We start from the raw sequence: 25,569 nt of genomic DNA, 5'->3' as shown, positions 1-25,569 counted from the left end.
TACTCGACCGCTGCGAAAAGAACAATTACCTTAAAGCGAGCAAATACAGCATGGTCAATTGAGCTGATGCGTATAACAAAAAGCACGAAAGCCCATTCTACTATTAAAACGTTGCAAGAAGGATGTGAATACAAATGAAGGACAAAGATTATCGGATCGCCGAGCTGAATAGTCAAAATGATGCGCTCGATGCTATTCGCAAGCTGGAGCAGCAATTGACTGAATCATACGGCTCAGATGTCGCGCTTATCGCTTATGCCGCAGACAATGAAGAAGACAAAGAATAGAATGATTTGAAGGAAAAGGCATGCTCTCGGTGTGTAGATTAAAAAGGAGAAGGGAGCATGCCTTTAATGATTATGCTTTTGAAATTTTGCGAGCGAAAAAGTCCGGCCAATACTCTTCTTCTATCGATGGGCAGCCCCTGCTCGTATCCCATACGTAAGCCCAGCCCGAAACATCACGATTTTTGACATCCGTTACCCAAATTCGTTCATAATCATTTTGCTCCTCGATTCCGAAAAAGTCCTCAAGCTCATCCATCGATGCCATTCCCTTTCTATCGACGGTAATCCACTGACCGCGTATAATACTATTGCGCTGCTTTGCAATTGAATCCCGAACGGCTGCTGGATAGGCGCCGCAATCAACCATCCTTCCGGCAATTTGACCGGCTCTATACGATTGTATAAAGGCTGAAACGACATGGTGATTGCTATGGCCGGGAAGTAAAGAGCCATATATAAACACAGATATCAGCTCTGTCATACTCTCACCCTTTCTTGATTTCCCACTATATATCCGCTCTCATGGAGGTGCTTATTTCGCATGGCATTGCAGAAGCCTTACGGCGTGTACGGCTACCGTTTTCAAGACCCGCCCCATCTTCCGATTTATCAGCTGTTTGCTACCGGCTATCAGGAAGTGACTGAGCCTGATTACTATTGGGATGGAATGAAACGGATTGACGGTCCGCTCTATTTGTTCCAGTATACCGTTTCCGGCTTCGGGCACTTCAGACTCGGCGATCAAACGCATGAAATTCATGCCGGAACCGCCTTTCTTGCTGAAATTCCGGGTGATCACCATTATTGCTTGCCTCGCTTAAGCGACCATTGGTCCTTTTATTTTGTATTGTTTCGCCAGCAGCATTTGCAGAACCTTTGGAAAGAGCTCCTGCAAACCGTTGGCGCCACTCCGTCATTTGAGCCATCTAGCGCAGTCGTTCACACGCTTCAGAGCTTGTATGCGGAGGCTCGCAGCAATCGGATAAAAAGCAGCTATCAAGCTTCGTCGCTAATTTATCGCTTCATGATGGAGCTTCTCCAATCGAGCACGGCGCAGCAGCAGGAGAAGGCCAATTGGCCGCAGCCAATCAAGCAGGCTGCCGCTTTTATGGAAGCCGAGTTTCATCGGCTGCAGAGCTTGGATGATGTCGCTCGGGCAGCAGAGCTATCCAAGTACTATTTTACGAGAATGTTCACTCAAACGACCGGCATCTCGCCAATGGATTATGTAACCAAGCTTAGAATTGAAAAGGCTGTAGAGCTGCTTAGAAGCAGCTCGCTCTCCGTGGAAGAGATCGCATTTGCTGTTGGCTATGCCAGCGGCAGCTACTTTAGCAAGGTGTTTCGCAGCCGCGTCGGGTTTCCGCCAGCTGATTTCCGCTTAGCGAAGGAGCTTCCATCGATCGATCGCTTGCAATTTGATTAGAGAGCAATATTTTACATATATACGCAATAAATTGTGCTATTCACTGACTAGCGTTTCGTTTTACGATTATCGTATAAAGCAATATTACGATATGAGAGGACGAAATAATATGACTAATGCTTACAAAGCTTACAAACACCATCCATATGCCGTAACCCCGCCAATGGGCTGGAATAGCTGGGATTGCTACGGCGCAAGCGTTAGAGAGGACGAGGTGCGCGGCAACGCGGCATATATGGCCGAGCATTTGAAAGCTTTTGGCTGGGATTATGTCGTGGTAGACATCCAGTGGTATGAGCCTGGCGCAAACTCATCGCAATACCGCCCCTTTGTACCGCTCGAAATGGATGAGTATTCTCGCTTGCAGCCCGCGGCCAATCGTTTCCCATCCGCTGCCGGCGGACATGGCTTTAAGCCGCTTGCGGATTATGTGCATTCGCTGGGGCTAAAATTCGGCATCCATATTATGCGGGGCATACCGCGCCAAGCGGTACATGCTGACACCAAGGTACTCGGAACGAAGGCGACAGCCCGCTCAATTGCGCATCCGAACTCGATCTGCCCTTGGAATACGGACATGTACGGGGTTGATGCATCCAAGGATGGCGCACAGCAATATTACAATTCCTTGTTCGAGCTGTACGCTTCTTGGGGCGTTGATTTTGTCAAAGTGGATGATATCGCCGCTTCAAGAATTTACGGCATACATTTGGATGAGATCAAATTGATCCATAACGCCATCGAGCATTGCGGCAGGCCGATGGTGCTCAGCCTCTCGCCCGGACCGGCTCCTCTTGAGCATGCCGAGGCGCTCGCGGCACATGCGAATATGTGGCGGATGACCGACGATTACTGGGATCTTTGGCATTTGCTGCACGAGATGTTCGAGCGCTGCGAGAAGTGGGCTCCGCATGTTGCAGAAGGCGCATGGCCGGATTGCGATATGCTTCCGCTCGGTCATCTTGGCATTCGCTCCGTCGATGGCGGAGGAAGCGATCGCTGGACAAGATTTACGCGGGATGAGCAGGTGACGATGATGTCGCTGTGGGCGATTTTCCGCTCACCGCTTATGTTTGGCGGCGAAATGCGGGATAACGACGAGTGGACATTGTCGCTGCTGACTAACGAAGAAGTGCTCGCTCTGCATCGCAACGGACGCGGCGCCAGCCAGCTTTTTCGAGAACAGGAGCGTATTGCATGGACGTCCCGGGACGAAGAAGGCGCGCTGTATGTAGCCTTGTTTAATGCCGGGGAGCAAGACGATACCATTACCGTCACACTTTCACAGCTGGACTTAACCGAGGCTCCGCAAGTTCGCAGCCTTTGGGCACGCGAGAATTTGGGAGCTATGAATGAGCTGTCCTTCTCGCTGCCTCCCCATAGCTCTATGCTGCTTAAACTAACCCTATAGGCTGAGCGAGCATTAACTGCCGAGTTAATGTTTAATCATAAGAAGAAAACAACCAGCTCTAGTACGATTTGACCATCGTGCTGGAGCTGGTTGTTTTATGTTGCTTGCTCTCGCGGAGCAGCACATACGTGTAGGGGAGAGGGGCTGCGTGGACGCTTGAGACGTAACATTTAACGGGAATTCCTCCCGCTAAATAGCTCTGTGAATAGGCATTTTCAGCATTTATATGGAATTCCTCCTGCTAATTCCTCGTCTTAATCTCGATTTGGGCGTAAAACGAAAAATTAACAGGAGATTTTCCAGCTATATAGACGGATGGGCTTAAATCGGCGAAATGAGCTGGAGGTTTTCCAGTCAATACGACAAACTAACAGCAGCTCAGCAACTATAGCCTATTAAGAACAAACTTCGCCGGTTATATCCTGTACATCAGAAGATGTTCTTTTCGGCGATGTATGGAGAAGAGAAGAGTTATTGCTACGGGAGAGGAGTCTAATTACGGTTTCCGCTCTTATTGCGGGTGAACATACCAAAAAGCTCCAGTATCATCTAAACCTTGCAAGGGAGAAAGGCCTGACCGAAGATGAACTGGTCGAGGTTATAACCCATCTTGCTTTTTATGTAGGTTGGCCACGCGATGCATCTGCGATTCAAGTCGCTAAAGAAGTGTTAAGTAAACTGAATAAGTGAGATTATTCAAAGATTGATTTAACTGGAATTTTTTTAAATCTAATTTCAATCTTAACGGAGCAAAAGCCTCTTTAACCTACAGACTGTTAACATATGCCTTTTTTTCGTTTCGAAGTAGCTGCAAAATACAAACGTCAGTCCATTATTGGGCTGACGTTTGCATGTGAAAATTACTGCATTTATATTAGTTATCATTTCTTTTTCTTACAGCGAGCCAATTTCCTATTGATCCAAACTTTTTAAGCGTTATTCCTCGCTTTCCCTAAAGATCCATTGATCTTGTCCTGACCCTTGGCAGTCCTTTTTGGAGAAAACGCATTATTTCAAGCCCGTATTGGCAATGCCTTCAATAAACTTGTTTTGAGCCAGGAAGAAAACGACCAGAATCGGGACTGTTGCTATGGTCGAAGCGGCAAGCAGCAGCGGCCAGTCCACGCCGGCATCCGTAGTCAGCAGCGATAAGCCGATCGGCAGCGTGAACAATTCCTTCGTATTTAAATAAATAAGCGGTTCAAAAAACTCGTTCCAGCTATTCATGAATGTAAAGATGCTTACGGTTGCCAATGCGGGCGTGGCGATCGGGAGCATAATCGACCTGAACGTGCGCCACGGTGAACACCCGTCCACTTTGGCTGCTTCATCCAGTTCAATAGGAACTGTAATTAGAAACTGACGTACGAGAAATACGCCGAACATCCCTCCCGCTCCAAGCATTGGCGGAAAAATCAGAGGAATATGCGTATCGATGAATCCGAGCTTTGACATCCAGCTGAATAAAGGAATGGCCGTAACTTCCGTAGGAATCATCATCCCGCTGAGCAGGAACAGAAAGATCGCGTTTTTGAATGGAAAGTGCAATCTGGCAAACGCATAGCCTGCCAATGCGGACAAGAAACAAGTGCCTGCCGTGACGAGCACCGCGATATACATACTATTAAAAAAGTAGAGATGGAATGGCATATCCGTAAACACGCGAATATAATTGATCCATTCCCAAGCTTCGGGTATCCACTGGGGCGGAAATAGAAACACCTCGGATTCCGTCTTCAATGATGTGCTGACCATCCAAAAAAAAGGGAACAACACGATGAAGGAAACGATTGTTAGAACCAGGTAGGATGCAAGGCTCGATGTTATCTTTTTATTGTTCATGATGTACCCATCTCTTTCTCAGTTTCCACTGTATCAAAGTCAGAACCAGGATAATGCTGAACAAAATAAATGCCAGTGCCGATGCATAACCGAATTCGTAGGAGCGGAACGCTTGTTTGAAAATGTAGAAGACCATCACGTACGTGCTTGTTCCCGGCCCTCCGCCTGTCATCACATAGATTTGTCCGAACACTTTAAGAGAACCGATAACGGTTATTATCGTTATCATGAATACGGCTGGCGTAATCATTGGCAGTGTAATGGATTTAAAGGTTTCCCAGCGCGAAGCGCCGTCAATTTTGGAAGCCTCGTAATAATCCTTCGGCACATCGTGCAGAGCGGCCAGGAAGATGACCATGTTCATGCCCACGCCTTTTAGCGCACTGACCACTATAACGGTAGGCATCGTCCAAGTTTCCGAGAAAAGCCAGGCAATCTCCGTTCCGCCAAACGTTCGGATCAGCAGATTGACTAATCCGCCGTCCGTAGAGAAAATAAACTTCCATACGATCCCCCAAACCACGAGGGAAACGACTACCGGCGTAAAGATCGCGGTCCGAAACAAGCCGATGCCCCATATTTTCCGTTTCAACAGCATGGCCAGCAAAAGCGATAAAACAATGTTCAGCGGGACCAAGCCCGCAGAAAAATACACGGTATTCACGACCGTATCCCAGAAGACGGGATCATCGCGCATGGCGTAAATATAGTTATCCAAACCAATATACGCTGTATTTCCAAATAACGACCAATTCGTAAAGCTCATCACGAAAGCGTAAACGATCGGGCCAAACAGAAAGATTATATATCCCGCCACAATAGGCAGTATAAACAAATATCCCATCCACATTTCTTTTGATTTCATAGTTGCTAAACCTGCTGACTTACCTCCGGCCATTCGCGCCTACCTCCTGTTGTCAATATGACGCAACCCTCCCTATAATTTACGAGATCGCCCTATAGTTCATATGGCGATCTCGCAATGCTCCATCGTTCTGGAGGGTTATTTCAATAGAGGATTAATGCTTTCTTCCATAATTTTCAACGCTTGCTCGGTTGTCGTGGAACCGAGCAAAATTGCGTCCATGTTTAATGTCACCTGCTCGTCAATCTTGACCCAGTTCGGATGGGAAGGCCGGATTACACCTTCGGCCAACCGATCGTACGCAGCCACTTTCATCGTTTCAACAGTCGGGAACGGGAACTTATTCAGATACTCATCGGAGTACAGGACAGACTCTCTCTGCGGTACAAAAAACTGGGCTACTTTAGCTGCATTTTCCTTATTACTAATAAATTTTAAATATTCCAATGCTTCTTCCGGATACTCTGCGTCTTTGAAAATCGAATAGCCTCCAAAGCCGATAGGCACCGTGACGCCATGGTCGCCTTTCGGAAGCGGAGCAATATCCCATTCGAAATCGACTTTGTCACGGTAAGCGCTTGTACGGGTAACGTTCTCAAACGCCATACCAAGCTTACCTGTATCGAAAGTTAACTGCTCGCCGATGCTTGGATGCGCTTTCTTATCGAGCAGCCCTTTAAAGAGATTGATCGCTTTGGCCGTCTCCGGCGTGTTCATAGCGAATTGCGTTGTGTCTTCGTTGAAGATTTCGCCGCCCATCGCCCAAATCAATGGAATCAGGTTGTCGGACCAGTTGGAGGAACTTTGTATGAACTTCACGCCGTATACCCCTTCTTGCGGTTTGGAGATCGCTTCGGACGCTTTGACCATCTCATCGTAAGTCCAGTTGCCCTCTTCATAAAGCTGCATTGGCGACTTCAATCCATTCGCTTCAAACAGTTTTTTATTGTAGAAAACAACCTGAGGCGGCGTAGAGAATGGAATGCCGTAGAGTTTGCCGTCCTTTTCAAATGCAGTGAGCGTGGATGGTATAATATCATCGAACGCATAAGCCGCGTCCTCTTTCACGGACGAAATATCCAGCAGCTGGCCCCCATTCATAAATTGCGGAATCATACGCTCTGAGATCCATACGATATCAGGCGAGGTTTTGGTCGCTGCCATGATCGCCAGTTTCTGCTGGTAGTCCGCCCACGGAATCACGGAAGTTTTGACTGTCACATTCGGATGGAGCTTCTTGTATTCCTCAGCAAGCTCGTCATACAACGCCACCTGGGCATCGCTGCCCCAAACGGACATCTCAAGCTCTATAGGATCTTTTGACTCAGCAGCCACTTCCGCACTCGGCGCATTGTTCGCTTTTTCCTTGTTTGCCATTGCGGCACCATTATTGTTATTTCCTTTTCCTCCGCATGCGCTCAGCAATCCGAGCAGCAATACAACAGACAGCAAGACAAACCCGTATTTCTTCATTTTTATGCCCCTCTCTACGTTTGTAATCGCTTTCTATCACTAGTATAAATCTGATGGCTTCCAGAAAAAATAACACGAAATCGAGAAAAACTATGTAAATTCGAGTACTTTAATAGAACCAGCGGAATAACAGAACTTCGGCCTAAGCCCACGTAACAAGGACTTAGGCCGAGATGGTTCCTAATCGTTGACGAAGCCGACAAACACCTCATTGATTCTGGCCATCATATCGTTCAAATTGCCGTTGCCCCATGACGGACGGACAAAATGGAAGCGCAATGCAGTCGTCACGACGGGGCTATCCAAATTCAACGTCGTATACTGACCCAAAAAAGCGTCCTGATCATTATCTCGGACTTCGGCTATCGTCTTCCACTCTCCGTCTTCCAAGATCTGCAGATCAAAATCTCTGACATGCCAGTTGGCCGAGCCTATAACCGGCACATGTCCGCTCCACAGCTTCACTTGGTTGATCGTTTGCTCCGTTGTCCAGCCCAGCATCAGATAAGGCGTTTGGGAGCCGTTTGATATCCACCGGGTTTCCAAGCTTCCGTCAAGTACTCTATCTTTTGTATTTGTACCCAGCGTGGAGTCGACCGACAACTGCGCAGTAATCGCCAGATTATTGGTTACATTAAGAACGAACTCTCCAGTGCGAGCAACGCCATCCAAGACGACAGTTGCCTGCAATGTTGCTTCTCCAGCTTGAAGCGCGGTAACCACGCCCGTATGATCAACAGTCACTAGATCCGGCGTCAGACTTATGAAAGATATGTCCGCATTTTCCAACGAAACGTCCGATCCTGTATTGTATGTGCCGGTCACATGCAGTTGGGTAGTCATGCCCGGCACCAGCTGCGAACGATCCGCCGTTACCGCTACGGCCGCAAGTTCGACGGGTGGGTAAGTTTCAACCCGCAGGTAAGGCCTATAGCTGGAGTCGGATCCATTGTATAAATGCGTCAAGTAACCGGTTTGATTGGCATTCTGGGCATAAGCAAGCGATATCGTCCGATCGCCATCCAGACGTTCTTGCACGAGCACAGTCGCATCGAATACATACCAGGCGTACTCGCCGTTATTATTCAGCTGCACAGTCGAGAGCTTCTGACCAAGCTCTGGCGGAGACTGGTACGTATTCCATTGCATTGAATCGCTGTCCCAGTCATTGCTATCCACTGCATAGAGAGAAGTTGCAGCTCCCGTCTCTCCAGCAGGACTCTCCAGCGCTTGTCCATACACGTAGAGCCATGCGGTAGCCAGCTTGCCCTCAATGGAATTCAGATCGAATTGCTGATAGCTTCTCACCGATTCGCCATCTTTTCCGCCTTTAATCTGTAAGAGATTCGCAACCGGGGCGTTCTGAGCATTTTGCTGTACGCTTGCCGCCCTGGTTGCCGGTATCAGTTCGGAAACCGCCACTTGATTCTCATAATCCGTCCCGGTATTTCCACTGATCTCATTGCCGAAGAGACGAATATTCGTGCCGTGTGAGATCATAACGCCATTCGTATTCCCCGTAACATGATTGTCCTGAATGATAATATTCTCGGGTATGCCTGCGCCGTTCCCGGCGTTGGTCGGATCTCCGTCGTCTTTCATGGCAATTATACCCCAAAAGTCGGAAGCCGTATTGTTCACGATCTGATTGCCCTTCACAATCGTTCCGGGCGCATTTTTCAGACGTATTCCCTGGCTCCCCGCGTTCGTAAATCCGGTAATGGTATTATTCTCGATAATCGTATCGGGAGATCCCAAATACACCTGTACCCCATACCGTTTCACATTCTCGATTAAATTGTTATGAATGTAATTGCCTGGTCCAGCGGCATCATGCGTAGCGCCCGGATTGCCGACGCCGACAGCAGCTTCGCCGCCGCCAACGATATGATTGTAGCTTACTTCATTCATATACTCGTCTTCTCCGTGGAAATCGATAGCGTCTAATGCCGAGTTCAAGTAGTAGTTGTTTTCAATGAGATTGTTATGCGTGTAAGAATGCGCCATCGTTCCGTGGCGCAGATAGGGACCGATAAACTCGTTGTTGCGAACGACATTGAAACGAGAGTCGTCCTCTCTGCCGAGCCGGCTTTCCTTGGACTTGCCTTCGATGGAAACGCCATATCCGTTTCCGCCCTCGGCTAAGTTCGTCGCGTTGCGAAAAAGCGAATTTTCCACAATAACATCATGACTGTTCGTAATGACAACGCCGATCCGTTGAAACTTCTCGATCGTCAGTCCGTCCAGCGTAATGTTATAGGACGGTTTGCCGGAAGCGGCGGTAATCATGATCACCTGCTTAGGTCCGCCCCGATCCGGATTCGCAACCGACGTATTCGTTGAATAACTCAAGTCCCAGCTGGACGTAATTGTCATGTTGCTGATCTTAATATTGTTTTGTCCGGCCATGCGGAATACGATGCCTTCAACCGTGGCATATTCTTCCTGTTCATTAGCATGGTCGGAGACCAGCAGAACGCCATCCTGGCTCTCGCCGCGCATCTGCACGCCGGATTTCATAATGAAATGGGTAACTCCGTCCATATCTGTGCTCGTTAATTGATAGTGTCCGTTCGGAAGATACACTTCGTCCCCAAGCGCCGCTGCAGCCAGTGCAGCCCGGATAGCTTGAGCGTCATCTATTCCGTTGTCGGCAGGATCGGCGCCGAAGTCCAGGACATTATACGTAGAGCCGGTCACTGTCTGAGCCTCATGCGGCACATGCGGTGTGCCATCCGCATAATAGAGACCAGCTTTTGTCGGAATTGGGGAATCCGGATCCGGTCCCGTTGGCGGAATCTCCACATCCCTTAATATAAACCCGTCCACATGGGGAGGGTAAACCTGAATTTCTGAAATGCTTGTCCATTCGCTTGCTCCGCGCCCGACAACCCGTACATAACGGGCGGTGACGGCTTCAAAACCAAAGGCTTCAACCTGGATCGTAGTGCCGCTGCTATCGCCGCTGAATACGCGGGTCCAGTTGGTCTGGTCGTTCGAAACCTCGATATCAATGGTCTTGCTGCGATTGTCTCCCCGGTAGAAAGCGACTCCCAGATAAGAAACCAGCAATTCCGAGCCCAGATCCAGTTCGACCCATTGCCCGTCATCATACGCCGACCACCTTGTCTGAATATCACCGTCAATGACATATGCCGGAATATTGGAATCGCTGCCGCTGGCCCGATAACCCGCGATCGTCAGCGGGGTTGCTGAATCTCCGCTAAGTGCCGGTGTGGATACGGTCACCTCATTGCTCAGCACAGAGGCAAGCTCAGTCGTCGTATGCGCTCTTATGGTAAAGTCATATTCGGTGCTTGGCTCCAGATTGAACACAAGCGAGCTATATAGACCGCCATTCGCATCATAAGTGGAAGAACTTACGGAAACCGCAGGGCTGTCGCCGTTATAGATCACATATTGGCTCACATCCGAGCTTGGCAACGGATTCCACTGCAGCTTGACAGTTGTGCTCGTCGTCTCCATGACCTGAACAACGAATGGCGGTTCCGGCGCAACACTGTAATCGTCCGGAGCGCCGTTCTCGAAATCCCCGAATACGATTCGATTGGCAAACTCCGCATCGGCTTCGGCCTGCACGCGGCTCGAGCCCATCAAACCCGTGAACAGCATACTCAGGATTAATAATAACGCTGTAGATCTTTGTGTGAGTCTAGTCATTATCCATCACATCCTTTCTTTCATGTCATTTCATTTGCTCTTCACTTGCCGTTTATTTGTAAGCGCTACCAACACAACCTAACCTAACCCAAGCTTTCACTTACACCTCCCGAACATCCGAATGTAATCATTCTGTCGCAATACATGAAGTCGCTGCATAAATTGAAAGCGCTTAACAATAAGTATACAAGTCGGCCTGTCAGTGAAAAACAATGCATTTTCGAGAAAAACTACGATATTCATAGCATCTGTTTTGTTTTGTGCTCAATGATCTGACCGGCCTTAACTCAGCGCCTATTTCTATATTCGGTAGGCTTCACTCCGCAATGCTGCCGGAACACGGCCATAAAGTGATTGGCGCTGGCATAGCCGCAAAGGTTGGCGATCTCGTATATTTTCAGATGTGTATGGGTCAACAGCTCCCTGGCTTTACTCATCCGGCATCCCGTCACATAATCAGAATAATTTTGTCCGGTCTTCACTTTAAACAACGTGGATAAATATTGATGGTTCAAATGCACCTGCTCCGCGATGAATGGAAGTGAAACATCCTGATCCAGACAAGAGACGACCAGTTCCTTCACTCTTCGAATCGTCAGATCTTCATGGGCCGCTTCGGCGTTAGGCGTCTCTACCGCCCGCTCGCGGTCCAGCCGCGCTTTCAAATTCAATAGAAAATGGGAAAGCTCAATCCGGTCCACCGGCTTCAGGATGTAATCCGACGCATTGTGACGCATCGCCGCCTTGGCATAAGTGAAATCTTCATGCCCGCTGATGATTAATACGGGAAGGTCGGGATACAGCCCCCGGACATGCCGCAATAACTCGATTCCGTTCATCTGGGGCATACGGATATCCGTAATCAGCAAATCTACTGATTGCATTCTGAGAAGCTCCAGCGCAGCGACACCGTGCTCCGCTTCCGCGGTTACCCTGTAACTGCCGATCACTTCCTCGATCATGATCTTTAACCCTTCCTGAATTTTCTTCTCGTCTTCTACCAGCATCACGTTGTACATTCCAATTCCCCCCATCGTAATGGCAGCCGGATTCTCCATAGTGTTCCGGAAGCCTCATCGCTCTCCACGCTTAAGCCGTATTCCACGCCATAAAGCAGTTGAATGCGATGGTGAATATTTTTGATGGCGTAGCCTTTAAGCGTATCTCCAAACTTTGGACGGCTGCCGTCCCGCTCCGGCTTGCACAACATCTGCTCTCGAACCACCAATAGACGTTGCAGCGGCATCCCCACCCCATTATCCTGTACAGTCAGGAGCAAATCCTGATCCAGCACGGATGCCCTGATCGTTATTGTTAATCCGCTATTCCCCATTCCGTGCTCCAATGCATTCTCAACCAGCGGCTGAAGCAGCAGCTTTGGTACAAGACAAGATTCGAGGGACGGATCCACATACATTTCCGAACTCAGCTTCTCGCCATGCCTGGATAACTGAATTTGCAAATAAGCGTTAACGAACCGTATCTCCTCCTTCAATTGCACCGGTCGTTCCTGCTTGTCAACCGTGTATCTCAGCATTTTTCCCAAGCTGGCAACAATGTCGCTGATTTCGAGATTTCTCACCTTCAGCGCCTGCATGCTTACCAATTCCAACGTGTTGTACAGAAAATGCGGATTAATCTGGCTTTGTAGAGCCGACAGCTCGGCTTCGCGTTCGCGCAGTTTCGTTTCATATACCTCCTTGACCAGCCGCTCCACTTCCGTCACCATCAGATTGAAACTTTGGGCCAATTGCCCGATTTCATCGCGATTCATCAAGCTCAAATCTGCCCGTTCGCTGAAAGCCCCGTCCATTATCCGCCGCATGCGCGACTGAAGATAACGGATCGGCCTAACCAGCCGCTCTGACGTAAAGATCGCAAGCAAATAGGCAATGATAAGCGATATGACTGAAATGAGGATCGTAAATCCGACGATTTCCTTGCCGCCCCGTTGCAAATCGGCCATCGGGATAAGTCCGTGAATATTCACTTTCGTTGATTTGGAGTGCATGGTTGTGTACAGATAAGTCTGGCCGTTCCAATCTATCGTTCCGTCTCCCGGACCGGTATCCGGGAAATTAACCGGTTCATCGGGAAATAAAAGCTCGCCGTTATCCTTTGTCAAGTAAAACTGGCTGTTGTCGCTGAGCCATACTTCTGACAATAACGCTTCGAGCTCTTTCATGTTAAAATCAATTTTGACGACCCCGATGCTTTGGCCCGTTGCAGGGTGAATCAATGCTCTGGCAGCGGAAATAACCCGTTCCGATCGTTTGTAATAAGTCGTCTCGTGAGGTTCGATAATGACAAGCCTTCCTTCCGCATCCAGCACCTCCTGCATCCAGCTATTCCCTTTCACGTTCCAATAACGCTGCGTCAGTTTTTCTTGGACGCTGTACATAATGCCGTCGCGGGTGAAAAAGATCATTCGTTCAATTCCGGGCTGATCCAATGTGAGCGAAGCCGCTACTCTTGCCATTTTGGTAATTTCCGCCGACGGAATAAGCTTCTCTTCGCCTGGTTCTTCATAACTGTGCTTCTCCAAAATCCGCAGCACGTCCTCGTTATACAAGGGAGCCACAGTTATTCTGTCCGCGTCTTTTATCGTATTTTCCAAATTAATTTTCACTTGATTCACAATTTGCATGGAGTACGCCCTGGAGTTTTTTTCGGTTTCCTCCGCAAATTTATTGTAAGTGCTGATTCCGCTTATCAGGAATGGAATGGTGATAAGCAGAACGAACATGGTTATAAATTTGGCTCGTATCGAAATATACCGCTTCATTTCACCGATTCCTCCTGACAGATTGTAAACGCAGACATTAAAAAGGCCGCTCATCCGGTAGAATGTTTGTTTTCCAACAAACTTCCGATACGAGGCGACCTTATGAAAAAGTCTACCATGTTCCAATTATTTCTTCAATTGAATTTGACCGATATCTCGCTGGCGGATACGCGCTATACAGTCTGCCCGCTGCGCAGCAGCGCGCCGTTATCAATTAGCCGCTCCTGCAGCTGTCCAATGTCGATTTTTCCCGGTGATATACCCTGCTCCCATGCCATTGCTGCCGCCGTACCCGCAGCCTGTCCCGTCGCCATGCAGCTAGGTGTCAGACGCGTCGTTGCCAGCGCCTCATGCGTCGTCGAGATGCAGCGGCCTGCCACGAGCAGATTGTCAATCCGCTTCGGCAGCAAACAGCGGTAAGGAATATCGTATGCCCCGTCTCCCTGGACCCATGCGGCCTGCACGCCCTTGCCGGATGGATCGTGAATGTCGATGGGATAGCCGCTTCGTGCAATGCAATCGTCGAACGCGCGTCCATCCACAACATCCTGTACCTGGAGTGAATAGCAGCCGTCTATTCTGCGGCTCTCGCGTATGCCGATTTGCGCTCCGACCGAAGAGATGGAAGCGTTCTCGAAGCCTGGCAAGCAGCGGGTCATGAAATCCGCGACCATGCGCACCTGCTTCCTGCCCTGCACCTCTCCTTCCGTCAAATCCTCCAGTTCAGTTCCGTCCAGCCCTTGAACACGAGTCGTATTGACAAGCACCTCGTCCGGTCCCGGACCTGTGAAGAACAGGACCTGGTCTCTGTTAATGGGCAAGTCAGCCTCCTTCCAATGCTTGAAGAAACCCAATACGCCGGACAAGGGCAGCTCCTCGAGCTCATCGAAAGGCGTCTTCTTGTAAAACTCGTCCGGATGCTCGATCATATACCGTTTCACCTTCGCCAGATCAACGCCTCTCATTCGGAACTTCATCGTCATCGGCTGCGTCAAATTGTCGCTGTCGCGTCCCTGCAAGCACGGCGCGCCTGACAGATAGGCCAGATCGGCGTCCCCTGTCGCATCGATGAACTGCTTCGCCGAAATTTCGTACTTCCCGGACTTGGTAGCCAATCGTACCGTTTCAATGAGGCCGTCCCTGGTCTGCACTTCGTCCATGAAGCTGTGCAGAAGCACCTTCACGCCCGCCTCGCGCAGCATATCGATAATTAACACCTTATACACTTCAGGATCATAAGGGGTGATCGTCTTTACAAAGCCTACCGTATCGCGAACGTGACCGGGCGAAGCTCCCTCGGCCATCAAGCGGTCTACAATTTCCTGGGCCGTTCCGGCAATGACCTGCTTCCCATCCATCGTGTGAAAGGTCATCCATGGATAGACCAGAGCTGCAGTCGACATGCCGCCAAGAAAACCGTATCGTTCAATCAGCAGCGTTCGCGCCCCGCTCCTTCCAGCTGCCAGCGCCGCATTGATCCCCGCCGGCCCTCCGCCGCATACCACAATATCCGTCTCTATTTTTCTCATGCTTAACCCCTCCTCTGAAAGTACTTTCATTATAGGAGCCGGGGGACTTCTAAAGTAGTTTAACTTTAGTTTAAAATAGAGCTGTCAAGCGTTAGCGTGGACGATAGCTTTATGTTCGCATCCCCTAACCACACGGAAAAAAGAGGAAGGCGGTATTGAAATTGGGAACTCGTAAATCGATTACTTTGCACGATCTTTCCAAAGAACTTGGTCTTTCGATTCAGACCATATCCAAGGCGCTGAGCGGACGAGCCGGCATGTCCGAGGAAACGCGGAGCCGCATTATCCGAACAGCCTTCGTACGCGGCTATTTGACCGTATCTCAGGCACGTGAGATGGTCAGCCGCGGCATCGCGCCCTATCCTACCTTCCAATTTCGATTTGTATTGATACAATCCCGGCAATCTATGAATTACAACGTATTGTTGACAGAGGGGTTAAGAGAGAGGCTCGATCAATTAGAGCATCGACTGGAAAGCTATGTGCTGGATGAAGATGTGCCGGATCACGCATTTTCGGACTGGATGGAGCAGCGCAATTTGCCGACGGCGGACGGTCTGTTCATCGCGCCCCGGCTGCTCTCGGACTCCACGGAGCGCAAGCTGTTCGAGCTGCCTTTACCCAAGGTGCTGATTAATTATCCGAGACCGCTATCCCGAATCGATAGCGTAATCTGGGATGTGTTCGAAGCCGTCTGCATGGCCGTGGACCGGCTCGCGCAGCTTGGCCATACCCGTATTATGTACGTAGGAGATATTCACAGCCAGCGGGGATATACAAGAAGATGGCAGGCGTTTGAGGAAATGATGGGTGAGCTTCAGTTGGATCATGACGCAGAACTGCAAATAACGGACGTTTGGGACGAGTGCACGCTGATCGACAAGCTGCGCAGCAGCCAACCAACAGCAATCATTGCCGGCATCGATGAAGATATCGTAAGGCTGTACGACAGCCTTACCTCCCTCGGGTATCGCATCCCGGAGGACATCTCCCTAATCGGCTTGGCCAACGGACCGGTGGCGGCGCTGCCGCATTTAAGCCGCCCCCAGCTTCTGATCAGGGAGACCGGATATAAAGCGGCTGACAAAATGCTGTGGCGCCTCGCCAACCAGGGCGAGCCATGCGAACATATCCGTATTGCAGGCCCTTTCCATAACGGGCAAACCATCCGGCGCTTCAGCTAAGAAGCGCCGGATGGTTTGATGTTCGGACGAGTTGTCCTCTCTCTACAAAAAAGCCAGCAAAGCTATTCCGGTTGTTCGATTCGCAGCTCACTGAGGTCCGCCTTTTCGGCAATCGCGTTCTCAGGCTTCACCGAACAGATTCGGTTGCAGATTTGACATTAAATGATATAGATTGGTAAAGCTAGTTTGCACGCAGCCCATCGGTGCTGTTCTGCAAACATCCTGTTCTACTACGTACCACTCGACTCCGTTCTCCTCTCCCCAGCGAATAATCGGTTCGAATTCAATCGATCCTGTACCGATTTCCGCAAATGCCTGCTCACCGTCTGCGGTCATATCCTTCATATGGACAATCGGCATCCTGCCCGCATAGGTCTTGAAGAATGATGCGGGCTCAAAACCGCCCTTCTGAAGCCAGTATACATCCAGCTCTGCGAGGATTTCATTGTCTACAGCAGGCTCAAGCAAGTACGAAAGCGCATCCTGCCCCTCTATCACCGTTTCAAATTCAAAAGCATGATTGTGATAGCTGATTCGGAAGCCTTCACCCTTCAGATGCTTCGCAATACCGTTCAACTCTTTCTTCAGTTGTTTGTATCCGCCTTCATTTCGCAGCTCAGCGGGAATACTCGGGCAAATAATATCCCGTGTGCCGAACAGCCTGGCGTCCGCGACCACTTTACCTGTGTTTTCGACAATGTCATGGAAACCAACATGCATCCCCGCGGTCTTCAATCCAACTTCGTCCAAAACCGCTTTGAGTTCCTGCGGGTCATAGCCTTGAAAGCCCGCAAACTGTACGCCGCCATAGCCAATTTGACTTATTTGACGAAGAACTCCCGGGAAATCTGCATGGCATTCCTCGCGAAGCGTATACAATTGAACCGCAATCTTATCCTTCAACAAACTACCATCTCCCTTCACTTCATTAATCCCCAGTATAGTGACAACTGATTTAGAAGTGAATATCCGATTCTCTGCTTGTTGACTTATTTTGCAACAATTATGATAGTAGAAATAGTTTACTCACTTGGAGGTGGCAGCAAATGTTGGATACATCGTGGATCGATTGCCTATTGATCGGTTATTCTCATCATACTTCTCCATTCACCGGCTCCTTGCAAAAGGGCACAGCCGACAATCGCTTGCTCCTGCGCTTCCAGGTAAAAGGGACATGCCGTGTCGAGATTAACGATGAGACACATGTTGTACAGCCCGGTGATCTGATCATCCGCAAGCCAGGGGAATACTACCGGTTAGTGGTTGATGCCGATAAAGACGCTGACGCCTCTCAGCCAATTGAGAGCGCCGATTACTACTTATCCTGCAGCGGAGCATGGGCGCAGCAATGGTGCAGCCGGAACGATTTTCCAAGCAAGGTTCATCTGGATACGGCGGAAGACTTCTTGGCATTATGGAGAAAACTGATCTATGAGAAGCGGAATATTCATGGGGATAATGCGGAAATGATGGACGCTTTGATCAAAGTTTTATGTCTAACTATCGAGAGGTATGTACGGAAGCAGACGGCGGCGGCCTCCAGGCCGGAGCTCAACATTCCTTACAAAATGAAGCAGTATTTGGAGAAGCATGCTACCGAGCCGCTGACGCTGACCCATATCGCCGAACGTTATGGCATCAGCGTATCGACAGCCTCCCACTTGTTCAAGCAAGCGTTCGGGCAATCTCCAATGCGTTATGTCATCGAGATCAGGCTGTCCATTGCCTCGGAGAGAATTCTGTACAGTGACATGAAACTGGAAGATATCGCCGAAGCCTCCGGGTTCCGCAGCTATCCTTATTTCAGCCGCGCCTTCCGGGCTCATTTTCACGCCAGTCCCAGCAAATACCGCGTTCGGAACCAGCTTCGCAAGGTAGAGAATCCTTAATTAGAACGAAGCATCTATTATATTACCGCTGCTCCCCGCTACAGCCTCAGGCGGTATTGATGCGGAGACACGCCCATAATCCGTTTGAACAGGCTAATAAAATAAGAGGTACTCGTAAACCCTACCTGCTCGCCGATCACTTCTACGGATTTGTTCGTCGTTTGAAGCAGACTGCAAGCCTGCTGCATTCTGCGGGCTGTCAAATAGCCCGTAATGCTGCTACCCGTCTCTTGCCGGAACAGCCGGGACAAATAAGATTTTGACATATGGAGCTCGTCCGCAAGCAGCTCCAGCTGAAAGGGCTCCCCGTAATGATTTTCAATCCATGCCATAACACGTTCCGATTGGCGAATCGGCTTCGTATGCTCCTCCTGCTCGGGCCCCGGAATAACCTTTCGCTTAATTAACGACAACACCTTTAACAAATAAAGCGCGCTCTGCTCGTCCTTGCTGCTGGCGGAGGAAGCGAGCAGGCTATTCTGGAATGCGGAGCAAGCGGCATTCAATTCTTCGTTGCAGTCGATCATATCTATGCCCTGCAAAGCGATAAGCCCTTGAAGCATTCGTTTATAGACGTCATAAAGAGCCGGAAACGTCCTTAAGTAGCCCTTCATAAATACAGGGTCGAAATGAAAGACGCTGCGTTCATACGGCCGGCTTTCATCCACTTCCGCATAAACATTATGCAGCTGATAGGGTTGGAAATAAAACAGCATGCCTGGCTTAAGCTCATACGTCTTCTGATTGACGGTAACCGAGCCGTGTCCCTGATGCACAGCCAGCACCTCGAAGCCCCGATGCCAATGGTAATACCCCTCGAAATCTTGCTGCGACCAATTGCGGTATGACCAAAGAAAAGACAGTCCCCCGTAGTCCATTTCCTGAAACAGCGTCCCCTTCACTGACTGCACCCCTTCATTTCAACAAGTCAACAGAACAACATTTTTAACCATTGTAGCGTAACTTTGCCCATTTGTCAGAGACTATAATGATAGCAAGCAGCTTAACCACAATCATGGGTCAACGAGGAGGCTTACTACAAAATGAATCAGGCATACAAAGAAAAAATATTGGCGCAATTAACCGAAAAGGTAGAGCGCATGATAAACCAAATTGGAGATAAAACGCCCCATGTGGCAAAAGCCAACGGCATCTATGACAGCACAGACGATAACTGGTGGACGTCCGGCTTCTGGCCAGGCCTGCTCTGGGTTATGCATGATGCAACAGGGGAAGAGTCCTTCCGGGCAGCCGCCTGGGAATGGGACGCCAAGCTGGAGCGCTGCTTCTGCGAGCATCCCGTACAATTGCATCACGATGTCGGCTTTCAGTTTCTGCCGACTGCTGTCATCAAATACGAATTAACGGGCGATCAGGAAGGTCTGCGAATCGGCTTGGAGGCGGCAAACTTTCTCGCGGGCCGCTTCAACGTGAATGGCGAGTTTATTCGTGCATGGAACGGGCATGGGGCGCTCGGCTGGGCCATTGTTGATTGCATGATGAATATCCCCCTGTTGTTCTGGGCAAGCCGCACGACCGGCGACCCGCGTTACAAGCATATCGCGATACGTCACGCGGACACCTTCCTCCGTTACGCCATTCGCGAGGACGGCTCGGTATGTCATATTTTATCTTTTGATCCGGAGACGGGCGCGTTTATAGAACCGCTGGGCGGTCAAGGCTTTTCCGGCTCCTCGGCGTGGAGCCGAGGCAATGCCTGGGCGCTTCATGGCCTCGCGATTGCTTACCGATGCACCGGACTTGAGCGTTATTTGCACGCGGCGAAGCAGGTAGCGCATTACTTTGTCGCCGCCCTGCCGGAAGACTATGTGCCGTATTGGGATTTCCGCGTAGAAAACATAGAAAACGAGCCGCGCGATACTTCTGCTGCCGCCATCGCAGCATCCGGTCTGCTCGAACTTGCTGAGCTGGTTCCATCCGCGGAACGCCGGATGTATAACGCGGCTGCCGAGAGAATCCTGTATTCACTTAGCGAGAATTATGCGACCTGGGACAATCCGGACCATGAAGCGATTCTTCTCCAAGGCACCGGACATAAGCCTGAGAACGCCAACATCAACGTATCTCTTATATACGGAGACTACTACTTCGTGGAGGCATTCGCCAAGCTTAACGGCTGGAGCCATCGGATCTTTTAATCCCTTCAAGCAAGTATCAAAGGTATGGTTCGCTCCATCTTTGAAGCACCGAACGCATGCGGTAGGCGATACAGGATCAAAGGCAGGCTGGGGTGCTTTTTTCAACAAGCATGGCGTCGGTTGTATCACTAGTACACGTGGGATTTGCAAAGTAATCCTGCCCACACGCGTCGTTAGGTTTCGGGAGTAGCTTCCATTTCGTTGTCCTTGTCTGTCAGGCGTACGCTCATACTCCGAAGCTGGTAATTGTTCAGTCGCTTGCGCCTTCAACACTTGATTCAAGACCGTCTCGAGCAAGGCAGCTGCACCTGCGTCACGAGATTCTCCGATAAACGACTGGTTTAATAAGCGATCTAGTGTAACCTGATATTGAGCCATGTATAAATACTCTCCTCTGGAATGGTCTGGACAACACTTCTAGATGAGTATTTACTTCATGGCTTTTTTTATATTAGGGATAGCACGTTTGTTAGGTAAAGACAATCTCTTTTATGTAGCAACTTTTGAACTGATTCTTCCCAACGATGGAGGAGAAATAGCTACTTCAGCAGTTTTCGCGTTTACACGTAACCCCCACAACCGCTCATCCCCCACCATGTTTTGGTTTACACGTTCCAATATGTTACAGTTAGTGTTCAAGCGCAAGCGTCCGTCTAATGTTTAACGGCAGAAGGTCGTCCCGCTTGGAGAGCATCTCATTCCAGAACACAGAGGAGGTCGTTTAGTTATGGCAAGCCAAACAGGAGCCATCGTACAGCAATCCTTAAATGCTTTAATGGGAGACAGCACTTTTTTACCGAATTTGCAGGAGCAGGCACGCGAGCAAGCCTTTCTTTCACTTGCCGCCATTCTATCTACACCTAACAAAGTACATAAAGCCTTTTTGCGTATAACGATCGATAACGGCAACGTCGTACGTATCCCGGCCTATCGCATTCAGCATAACGATACACTTGGCCCCTATAAGGGCGGTATCCGATTTCACGAATCGGTAAGTGAAGACGAAGTAACGAATCTGGCAGCGCTAATGACGCTCAAAAACGCCCTGCATGAGGTTCCATTCGGCGGCGGCAAGGGTGGCGTCGTCATTAACCCCCGTACCTATTCTGCGAAAGAGCTCTATCTCATTTGCAAAAAATATGTACAATATTTCAGCGACGTGCTTGGTCCTGACAAGGATATACCAGCTCCTGACATGGGCACCGGCGAGCGCGAGATGGACTGGATGATGGCTGAATACAAGAGTATTCATCCCGGTCAGCCTTACCTCGGCAGCTTTACCGGCAAAAGCGTCATCAACGGCGGCTCCCTTGGCCGAAGAGAAGCGACCGGCAAGGGCGTCTATTTCGCCTTCCGCTATATGCTGCATGATTTCCTGAAGGAGCAAAGAAGCTGGCTTGCCGGAAGCACGAACCCGTTCGTGCAAACCGCGCTTGCCCATGCGGACAGGCCGCTCTCGATCGCGGTGCAGGGCTTCGGCAACGTAGGCTCAGTCGCTGCGCTGGAAGCCTACAAATGCACGTATTTGCATAATAAAGTAGTCGCTGTAAGCGATCGGAACGTAACGCTATACAACCCGGATGGACTATCGGTTCCAGCCTTGCTTGAGTATGCCGCACTGCATCAGGGAGATTTGCCAGCAACTGAGGCTGCATTAGTCGCGCTTGACATAAAGGCCCAAATTCTTGGCCGCGAGGAAGTGCTCTATCTGGACGTTGATGTGCTCATTCTTGCTGCGCTGGAGGAGCAAATTCATAAAGACAATGTCGAGCGGGTTAAGGCGCCTATCATTGTCGAAGGCGCGAATGCACCGGTTACCGGTGAAGCGGACGTGGTGCTCACTGCTAAAGGAACGATAATTATCCCCGATATATTGGCTAACGCCGGCGGTGTGATCGTCTCCTATTTTGAATGGCTGCAGGGCCGGGAAACGCAGTTTTTCAGCGAGGATCAAGTCTATAAGATGCTCTATGATAAAATGCAAAAAACGTTAAACAGCATTCTGCCAGCCTATTTTGGCGACCCGCTCCCGCTTCGACAAAATTGCTACAATCACGCCGTTATGAAGCTATCCACCATGCTGTATCGCCAAGGCAAGCTCTATTAATACGGTCAAAAAAGGGCAATCCCCCGGGCAGCCGCGAAGCTGCTTGAAGGATTGCCCTTGCTCTTTCCTATATCCACCCTACTCCTGCACGTAACGATTAATGACCTCAACGAGCAAATCATTGAGCAGCTTTACTTCAAATTCGCCGGCAGCCGGCTCTAGATGATCCCCTCCGATGCCGCTGTCATCAGTCAAAAATAAATAGGTGCCGCCTGTCGCTGAAGCCATGAAGCGCATCAAATATTCGGTTTCCACGTTTACGCCGCTCGAAGCGACCGGAATAATCCGCACCCCTTGCTCCGCCGCATCCTCCGTTAGCTTCTGTATCTCGTCAATAATTTGCCCATCATCATGCGGCGGCGCATCCAGTACGAGGAACAGCAAGCGCGCCCGCGCCTCTTCGCTCCACTCATGCTCATGAATGGCATCCCGCAGAGCCTGATCAACTGCCTCGGGGAAGTCACCGCCACCCTCTGCCTTTTGCTTGCTGAACTGATCGGTCACTTTATCAATGTCCGTCGTAAAAGGATACGGCTTTACGATATAATCATCATGCTTATCTTTATAAAAGTTCGCACTGATGCGAATGCCGAGCTGATTCGCATGCTCGTCGGCTACGCGTCTCACAACATCCTTAAGCTCTGCCTCCAAATAGTTCAGCTCATCCTCCATGGAACCGGTCGTGTCAACCACGAACATGATGTCTACCTGATCCGATAGCTGATCAGCCTTGCCCAAATCGACTTTAATGCTGCCCTGTTCTGGAATTTCCAGCTGCTGCGTCGTTTTGCTTTCCTGGCCAGATTGCACTTTTACTGTATAACTGCCTAAATTAGCTGTGTCCCGCTCAAAAAGCCCCGCATAGACGAAGGCTCTGCCCTCCGTATTCGTGCGCGCCTTCCATATCGTCTTTTTGCCGGCAAGCAGCTCCACGCTCGCATCCGATACCGCCTTGCCATTTGCCGTTACGACAACCTCCAGCCGATCAAAATTCCAGAACTGCCACGCTCGCTTGCTGCTGTCCCCTTCCTCAGCATTAAGCAAATTGCCGAACCGCTCCCACGCCGCAAGATCATCCCATTCGCCAGCTGTCAATTGCCCCGCCTGCACGTCTTTGTCCGGATTTTGATAAATCCGCTTGCCTCCTTCCTTCTCTTTTACCGGCTCCTCGCTTATTGATCGATTTTCAGTGTTGGAGCTCGCTTCTGATTTCGGCGACTCGTCGCTGGAGGATTCTCCACGGTCCGATGTATCTCTGTTGCCGCTGTTCGTTGCATCGTTCGAAGAGGATGAGCAAGCGCTGAGCATGAGCAGCATCGCAAGCATGACCGCGACGATCCAGTTAAAGCTCCTTCTATGTCTATTTGGCTTTTTGATAAAATGACCCACTTTCATTCGTTCAGCCCCTTATGTTTGTATTTCCTAATCTGACGAATTTTGGTTTTGGAATGTTGCACAAATAGGCCAGTAACATTACAATCGTTAACAGACATGCTTCGAGCACGAGAATCGACTGCATTAAGCTTCATACAGGAGGTCATCAACTTTGGAAACATTTGAACTGATCGCATTTGAATTCACCTATCAGCAGGAGACGATACAGTTATCCTTCACTTCCGCCGAGCTTGTCCGGGTTACCGAATATGGCGATCGTCTGTGGTACGTAGATATTAACGGCGTAGGCGACCGGGAGCTGCTCGCGAGGTTTGGCAGAAGCGAGGATATTGGCATCGAGCTTACGGCTGTCGCAAGCAGTGGCCAAACCTTTCAAGGTAAAGGCTATTTCCACCCAAACGAGCCGCATCAAGCGGCAGCCGTCCGCGGCGATGGCGAGCTGCTTGAGCGATAGCTTGCGGCAAGCAAAAAAAGCACCGTTAGGTCTCAATCGAGACTTAACGGTGCTTCTTGTTTTTGTAATTATTTGCCGTGAGCGATCTCAGGCGTTGTAAGGCGGTCGTAGAACTCAACGCCTTTGTCTTTGTCTTCGGAATCACGAAGCGCCATCGCGGAGCGTGGGTGCTCATCTAGGATGCCTGTGATCATGTAAGGGATGATGTAGCCCCATTCTTCTTTCTCGCGAAGCGGAACCATATATTTCTCGATCATGTCGAGTACAGGACGGATGTTGTATTTCGTATTTTGAAGCTCTGCTACAAGCAGCTCTGTGTTGCAGTTGCCTGCTGCGCGGCCCATGCCGTAAACGGAAGCATCAAGAAGCTCAACGCCTCTTTCTGCTGCAAGCAATGTATTTGCGAATGCAAGCTGCAGGTTGTTATGCGCATGAACGCCAAGACGCTTGTTAGGCAGATACTGACGGAACTTGTCGACGAGGTAGCTCATATCGTTCGGCTTTAAGCTGCCGTAGGAGTCAACCACGTATACGACATCAACAACGCTTGCGTTGATTAGCTCAAATGCTTCAACGAGCTGGTTTTCCATCACGTTCGAGAGAGCCATAATGTTCAGCGTCGTTTCGTAGCCGCGATCATGGAATACTTGAACAAGTTCCAGCGCTTTGTCTACATCCTGGATGTAGCAAGCTACGCGAATCAGATCGAGCATGCTCTCGCTGCGCGGCAAAATGTCGTTTTCATCAACGCGGCCGATATCAACAAGTGCAGAAAGCTTCGTATTTCCTTTGTTCGGAATCACTTTTTTCAAGAAATCATCGTTCAGGAAGCGCCAAGGGCCTGCGCTCTCTGCGCCTTTAAGCAGCTTTGGCGAGTTTTTGTAGCCGATTTCCATATAATCGACGCCGGCTTCATTCAGGCTTTCGTACAAATGCTGAACGAACTCGACACTAAAATCCCAATTATTTACGAGTCCGCCATCGCGGATCGTGCAGTCAACAATTTTACAGTGGCTCGTTTTAGATTGCATGCTTTGATACTCCTTTAATGTGAACATGAGTTCATTTTTTCTCATCATACT

20 protein-coding genes and 3 pseudogenes are annotated in these 25,569 nt (G+C 49.7%); 10 read left to right on the top strand and 13 right to left on the bottom strand.

Annotated elements, in window-relative coordinates; genetic code table 11:
• Positions 1-134 precede the first annotated feature (134 nt).
• Positions 135-287 (top strand): hypothetical protein, encoded by a 153-nt coding sequence (locus HI950_RS24720; RefSeq protein ID WP_169086852.1) that lies wholly within the window; start codon positions 135-137, stop codon positions 285-287.
• A 70-nt stretch (positions 288-357) separates the two neighbouring features.
• Here HI950_RS24720 and HI950_RS24715 read toward each other — a convergent pair whose 3' ends face one another.
• On the bottom strand, positions 358-768 hold the full coding sequence (locus tag HI950_RS24715; protein ID WP_169086850.1) for a gamma-glutamylcyclotransferase family protein: 411 nt from the start codon (positions 766-768) through the stop codon (positions 358-360).
• A 60-nt stretch (positions 769-828) separates the two neighbouring features.
• Between HI950_RS24715 and HI950_RS24710 the strand changes: the two genes are divergently transcribed.
• The 3 genes from HI950_RS24710 (at position 829) to HI950_RS24700 (ending at position 3,814) form a co-directional block, all read left to right on the top strand.
• Positions 829-1,713, top strand: coding sequence for an AraC family transcriptional regulator (locus HI950_RS24710; protein WP_169086848.1), 885 nt, complete (start codon positions 829-831; stop codon positions 1,711-1,713).
• Between the two features lie 109 nt (positions 1,714-1,822).
• On the top strand, positions 1,823-3,124 hold the full coding sequence (locus HI950_RS24705; RefSeq protein WP_169086846.1) for a glycoside hydrolase family 27 protein: 1,302 nt from the start codon (positions 1,823-1,825) through the stop codon (positions 3,122-3,124).
• 417 nt (positions 3,125-3,541) lie between these two features.
• A complete protein-coding gene (locus tag HI950_RS24700; RefSeq protein WP_169087066.1) occupies positions 3,542-3,814 on the top strand; it encodes a carboxymuconolactone decarboxylase family protein in 273 nt (90 codons plus the stop codon).
• A 318-nt stretch (positions 3,815-4,132) separates the two neighbouring features.
• Here HI950_RS24700 and HI950_RS24695 read toward each other — a convergent pair whose 3' ends face one another.
• The 6 genes from HI950_RS24695 to HI950_RS24670 form a co-directional block, all read right to left on the bottom strand.
• On the bottom strand, positions 4,133-4,966 hold the full coding sequence (locus HI950_RS24695) for a carbohydrate ABC transporter permease (protein ID WP_169086844.1): 834 nt from the start codon (positions 4,964-4,966) through the stop codon (positions 4,133-4,135).
• Positions 4,956-5,864, bottom strand: a complete 909-nt coding sequence (locus HI950_RS24690) for a carbohydrate ABC transporter permease (RefSeq protein ID WP_223285488.1) — start codon at positions 5,862-5,864, stop codon at positions 4,956-4,958. Before HI950_RS24690 ends, HI950_RS24695 begins: the two co-directional genes overlap by 11 nt.
• 105 nt (positions 5,865-5,969) lie before the next feature.
• A complete protein-coding gene (locus tag HI950_RS24685; protein ID WP_169086842.1) occupies positions 5,970-7,304 on the bottom strand; it encodes an ABC transporter substrate-binding protein in 1,335 nt (444 codons plus the stop codon).
• Positions 7,305-7,484: 180 nt separating this feature from the next.
• Positions 7,485-10,985 (bottom strand): discoidin domain-containing protein, encoded by a 3,501-nt coding sequence (locus tag HI950_RS24680; protein WP_169086840.1) that lies wholly within the window; start codon positions 10,983-10,985, stop codon positions 7,485-7,487.
• 287 nt (positions 10,986-11,272) lie between these two features.
• Complete coding sequence (locus HI950_RS24675) at positions 11,273-12,004, bottom strand: response regulator transcription factor (RefSeq protein WP_169086838.1); 732 nt, start codon at positions 12,002-12,004, stop codon at positions 11,273-11,275.
• Complete coding sequence (locus tag HI950_RS24670) at positions 11,992-13,770, bottom strand: cache domain-containing sensor histidine kinase (RefSeq protein ID WP_169086836.1); 1,779 nt, start codon at positions 13,768-13,770, stop codon at positions 11,992-11,994. Before HI950_RS24670 ends, HI950_RS24675 begins: the two co-directional genes overlap by 13 nt.
• A gap of 102 nt (positions 13,771-13,872) precedes the next feature.
• Between HI950_RS24670 and HI950_RS37100 the strand changes: the two are divergent.
• A pseudogene (locus HI950_RS37100) lies at positions 13,873-14,028 on the top strand (hypothetical protein); the annotation flags it as partial.
• Here HI950_RS37100 and HI950_RS24665 read toward each other — a convergent pair.
• Positions 13,965-15,299 (bottom strand): annotated as a pseudogene (locus tag HI950_RS24665) (FAD-dependent oxidoreductase); the annotation flags it as partial. The pseudogenes HI950_RS37100 and HI950_RS24665 sit on opposite strands and share 64 nt — an antisense overlap.
• A gap of 155 nt (positions 15,300-15,454) precedes the next feature.
• Between HI950_RS24665 and HI950_RS24660 the strand changes: the two are divergent.
• Positions 15,455-16,483 (top strand): LacI family DNA-binding transcriptional regulator, encoded by a 1,029-nt coding sequence (locus HI950_RS24660; protein ID WP_169086831.1) that lies wholly within the window; start codon positions 15,455-15,457, stop codon positions 16,481-16,483.
• A 120-nt stretch (positions 16,484-16,603) separates the two neighbouring features.
• Here HI950_RS24660 and HI950_RS24655 read toward each other — a convergent pair whose 3' ends face one another.
• Entirely contained in the window at positions 16,604-17,389 is a 786-nt protein-coding gene (locus HI950_RS24655; protein WP_223285487.1) for a sugar phosphate isomerase/epimerase family protein, read from the bottom strand.
• A gap of 140 nt (positions 17,390-17,529) precedes the next feature.
• On the opposite strand from HI950_RS24655, the gene HI950_RS24650 reads away from it, so the two are divergent.
• Positions 17,530-18,372 carry a helix-turn-helix domain-containing protein gene (locus tag HI950_RS24650; protein WP_169086829.1) on the top strand — a complete coding sequence of 281 codons (843 nt, stop codon included), beginning with the start codon at positions 17,530-17,532 and terminating at the stop codon, positions 18,370-18,372.
• A gap of 38 nt (positions 18,373-18,410) precedes the next feature.
• Here HI950_RS24650 and HI950_RS24645 read toward each other — a convergent pair whose 3' ends face one another.
• The gene (locus HI950_RS24645) at positions 18,411-19,274 is read right to left on the bottom strand and encodes a helix-turn-helix domain-containing protein (protein WP_169086827.1); all 864 of its coding nucleotides are present in this window, start codon (positions 19,272-19,274) and stop codon (positions 18,411-18,413) included.
• A gap of 141 nt (positions 19,275-19,415) precedes the next feature.
• Here HI950_RS24645 and HI950_RS24640 point away from each other — a divergent pair, with 141 nt between their 5' ends.
• Complete coding sequence (locus HI950_RS24640) at positions 19,416-20,531, top strand: glycoside hydrolase family 88 protein (RefSeq protein ID WP_169086825.1); 1,116 nt, start codon at positions 19,416-19,418, stop codon at positions 20,529-20,531.
• Between the two features lie 135 nt (positions 20,532-20,666).
• On the opposite strand, the pseudogene HI950_RS36065 reads toward HI950_RS24640, so the two are convergent.
• Positions 20,667-20,909, bottom strand: a pseudogene (locus HI950_RS36065) (transposase); the annotation flags it as partial.
• Positions 20,910-21,258: 349 nt separating this feature from the next.
• Between HI950_RS36065 and HI950_RS24635 the strand changes: the two are divergent.
• Positions 21,259-22,638 carry a Glu/Leu/Phe/Val family dehydrogenase gene (locus tag HI950_RS24635; RefSeq protein WP_169086823.1) on the top strand — a complete coding sequence of 460 codons (1,380 nt, stop codon included), beginning with the start codon at positions 21,259-21,261 and terminating at the stop codon, positions 22,636-22,638.
• 78 nt (positions 22,639-22,716) lie between these two features.
• Here HI950_RS24635 and HI950_RS24630 read toward each other — a convergent pair whose 3' ends face one another.
• Positions 22,717-24,033, bottom strand: a complete 1,317-nt coding sequence (locus tag HI950_RS24630; protein WP_169086821.1) for a VWA domain-containing protein — start codon at positions 24,031-24,033, stop codon at positions 22,717-22,719.
• A 151-nt stretch (positions 24,034-24,184) separates the two neighbouring features.
• Between HI950_RS24630 and HI950_RS24625 the strand changes: the two genes are divergently transcribed.
• Positions 24,185-24,487 (top strand): hypothetical protein, encoded by a 303-nt coding sequence (locus HI950_RS24625; RefSeq protein WP_169086819.1) that lies wholly within the window; start codon positions 24,185-24,187, stop codon positions 24,485-24,487.
• Between the two features lie 68 nt (positions 24,488-24,555).
• Here the strand turns inward: HI950_RS24625 and HI950_RS24620 are convergent, their stop codons facing one another.
• A complete protein-coding gene (locus HI950_RS24620) occupies positions 24,556-25,518 on the bottom strand; it encodes an aldolase catalytic domain-containing protein (RefSeq protein ID WP_169086817.1) in 963 nt (320 codons plus the stop codon).
• Positions 25,519-25,569 lie beyond the last annotated feature (51 nt).

The organism is Paenibacillus sp. PL91, assembly GCF_012935325.2.
GTDB lineage: Bacteria > Bacillota > Bacilli > Paenibacillales > Paenibacillaceae > Pristimantibacillus.
This window is presented reverse-complemented; position numbering and strand designations above follow the sequence as displayed.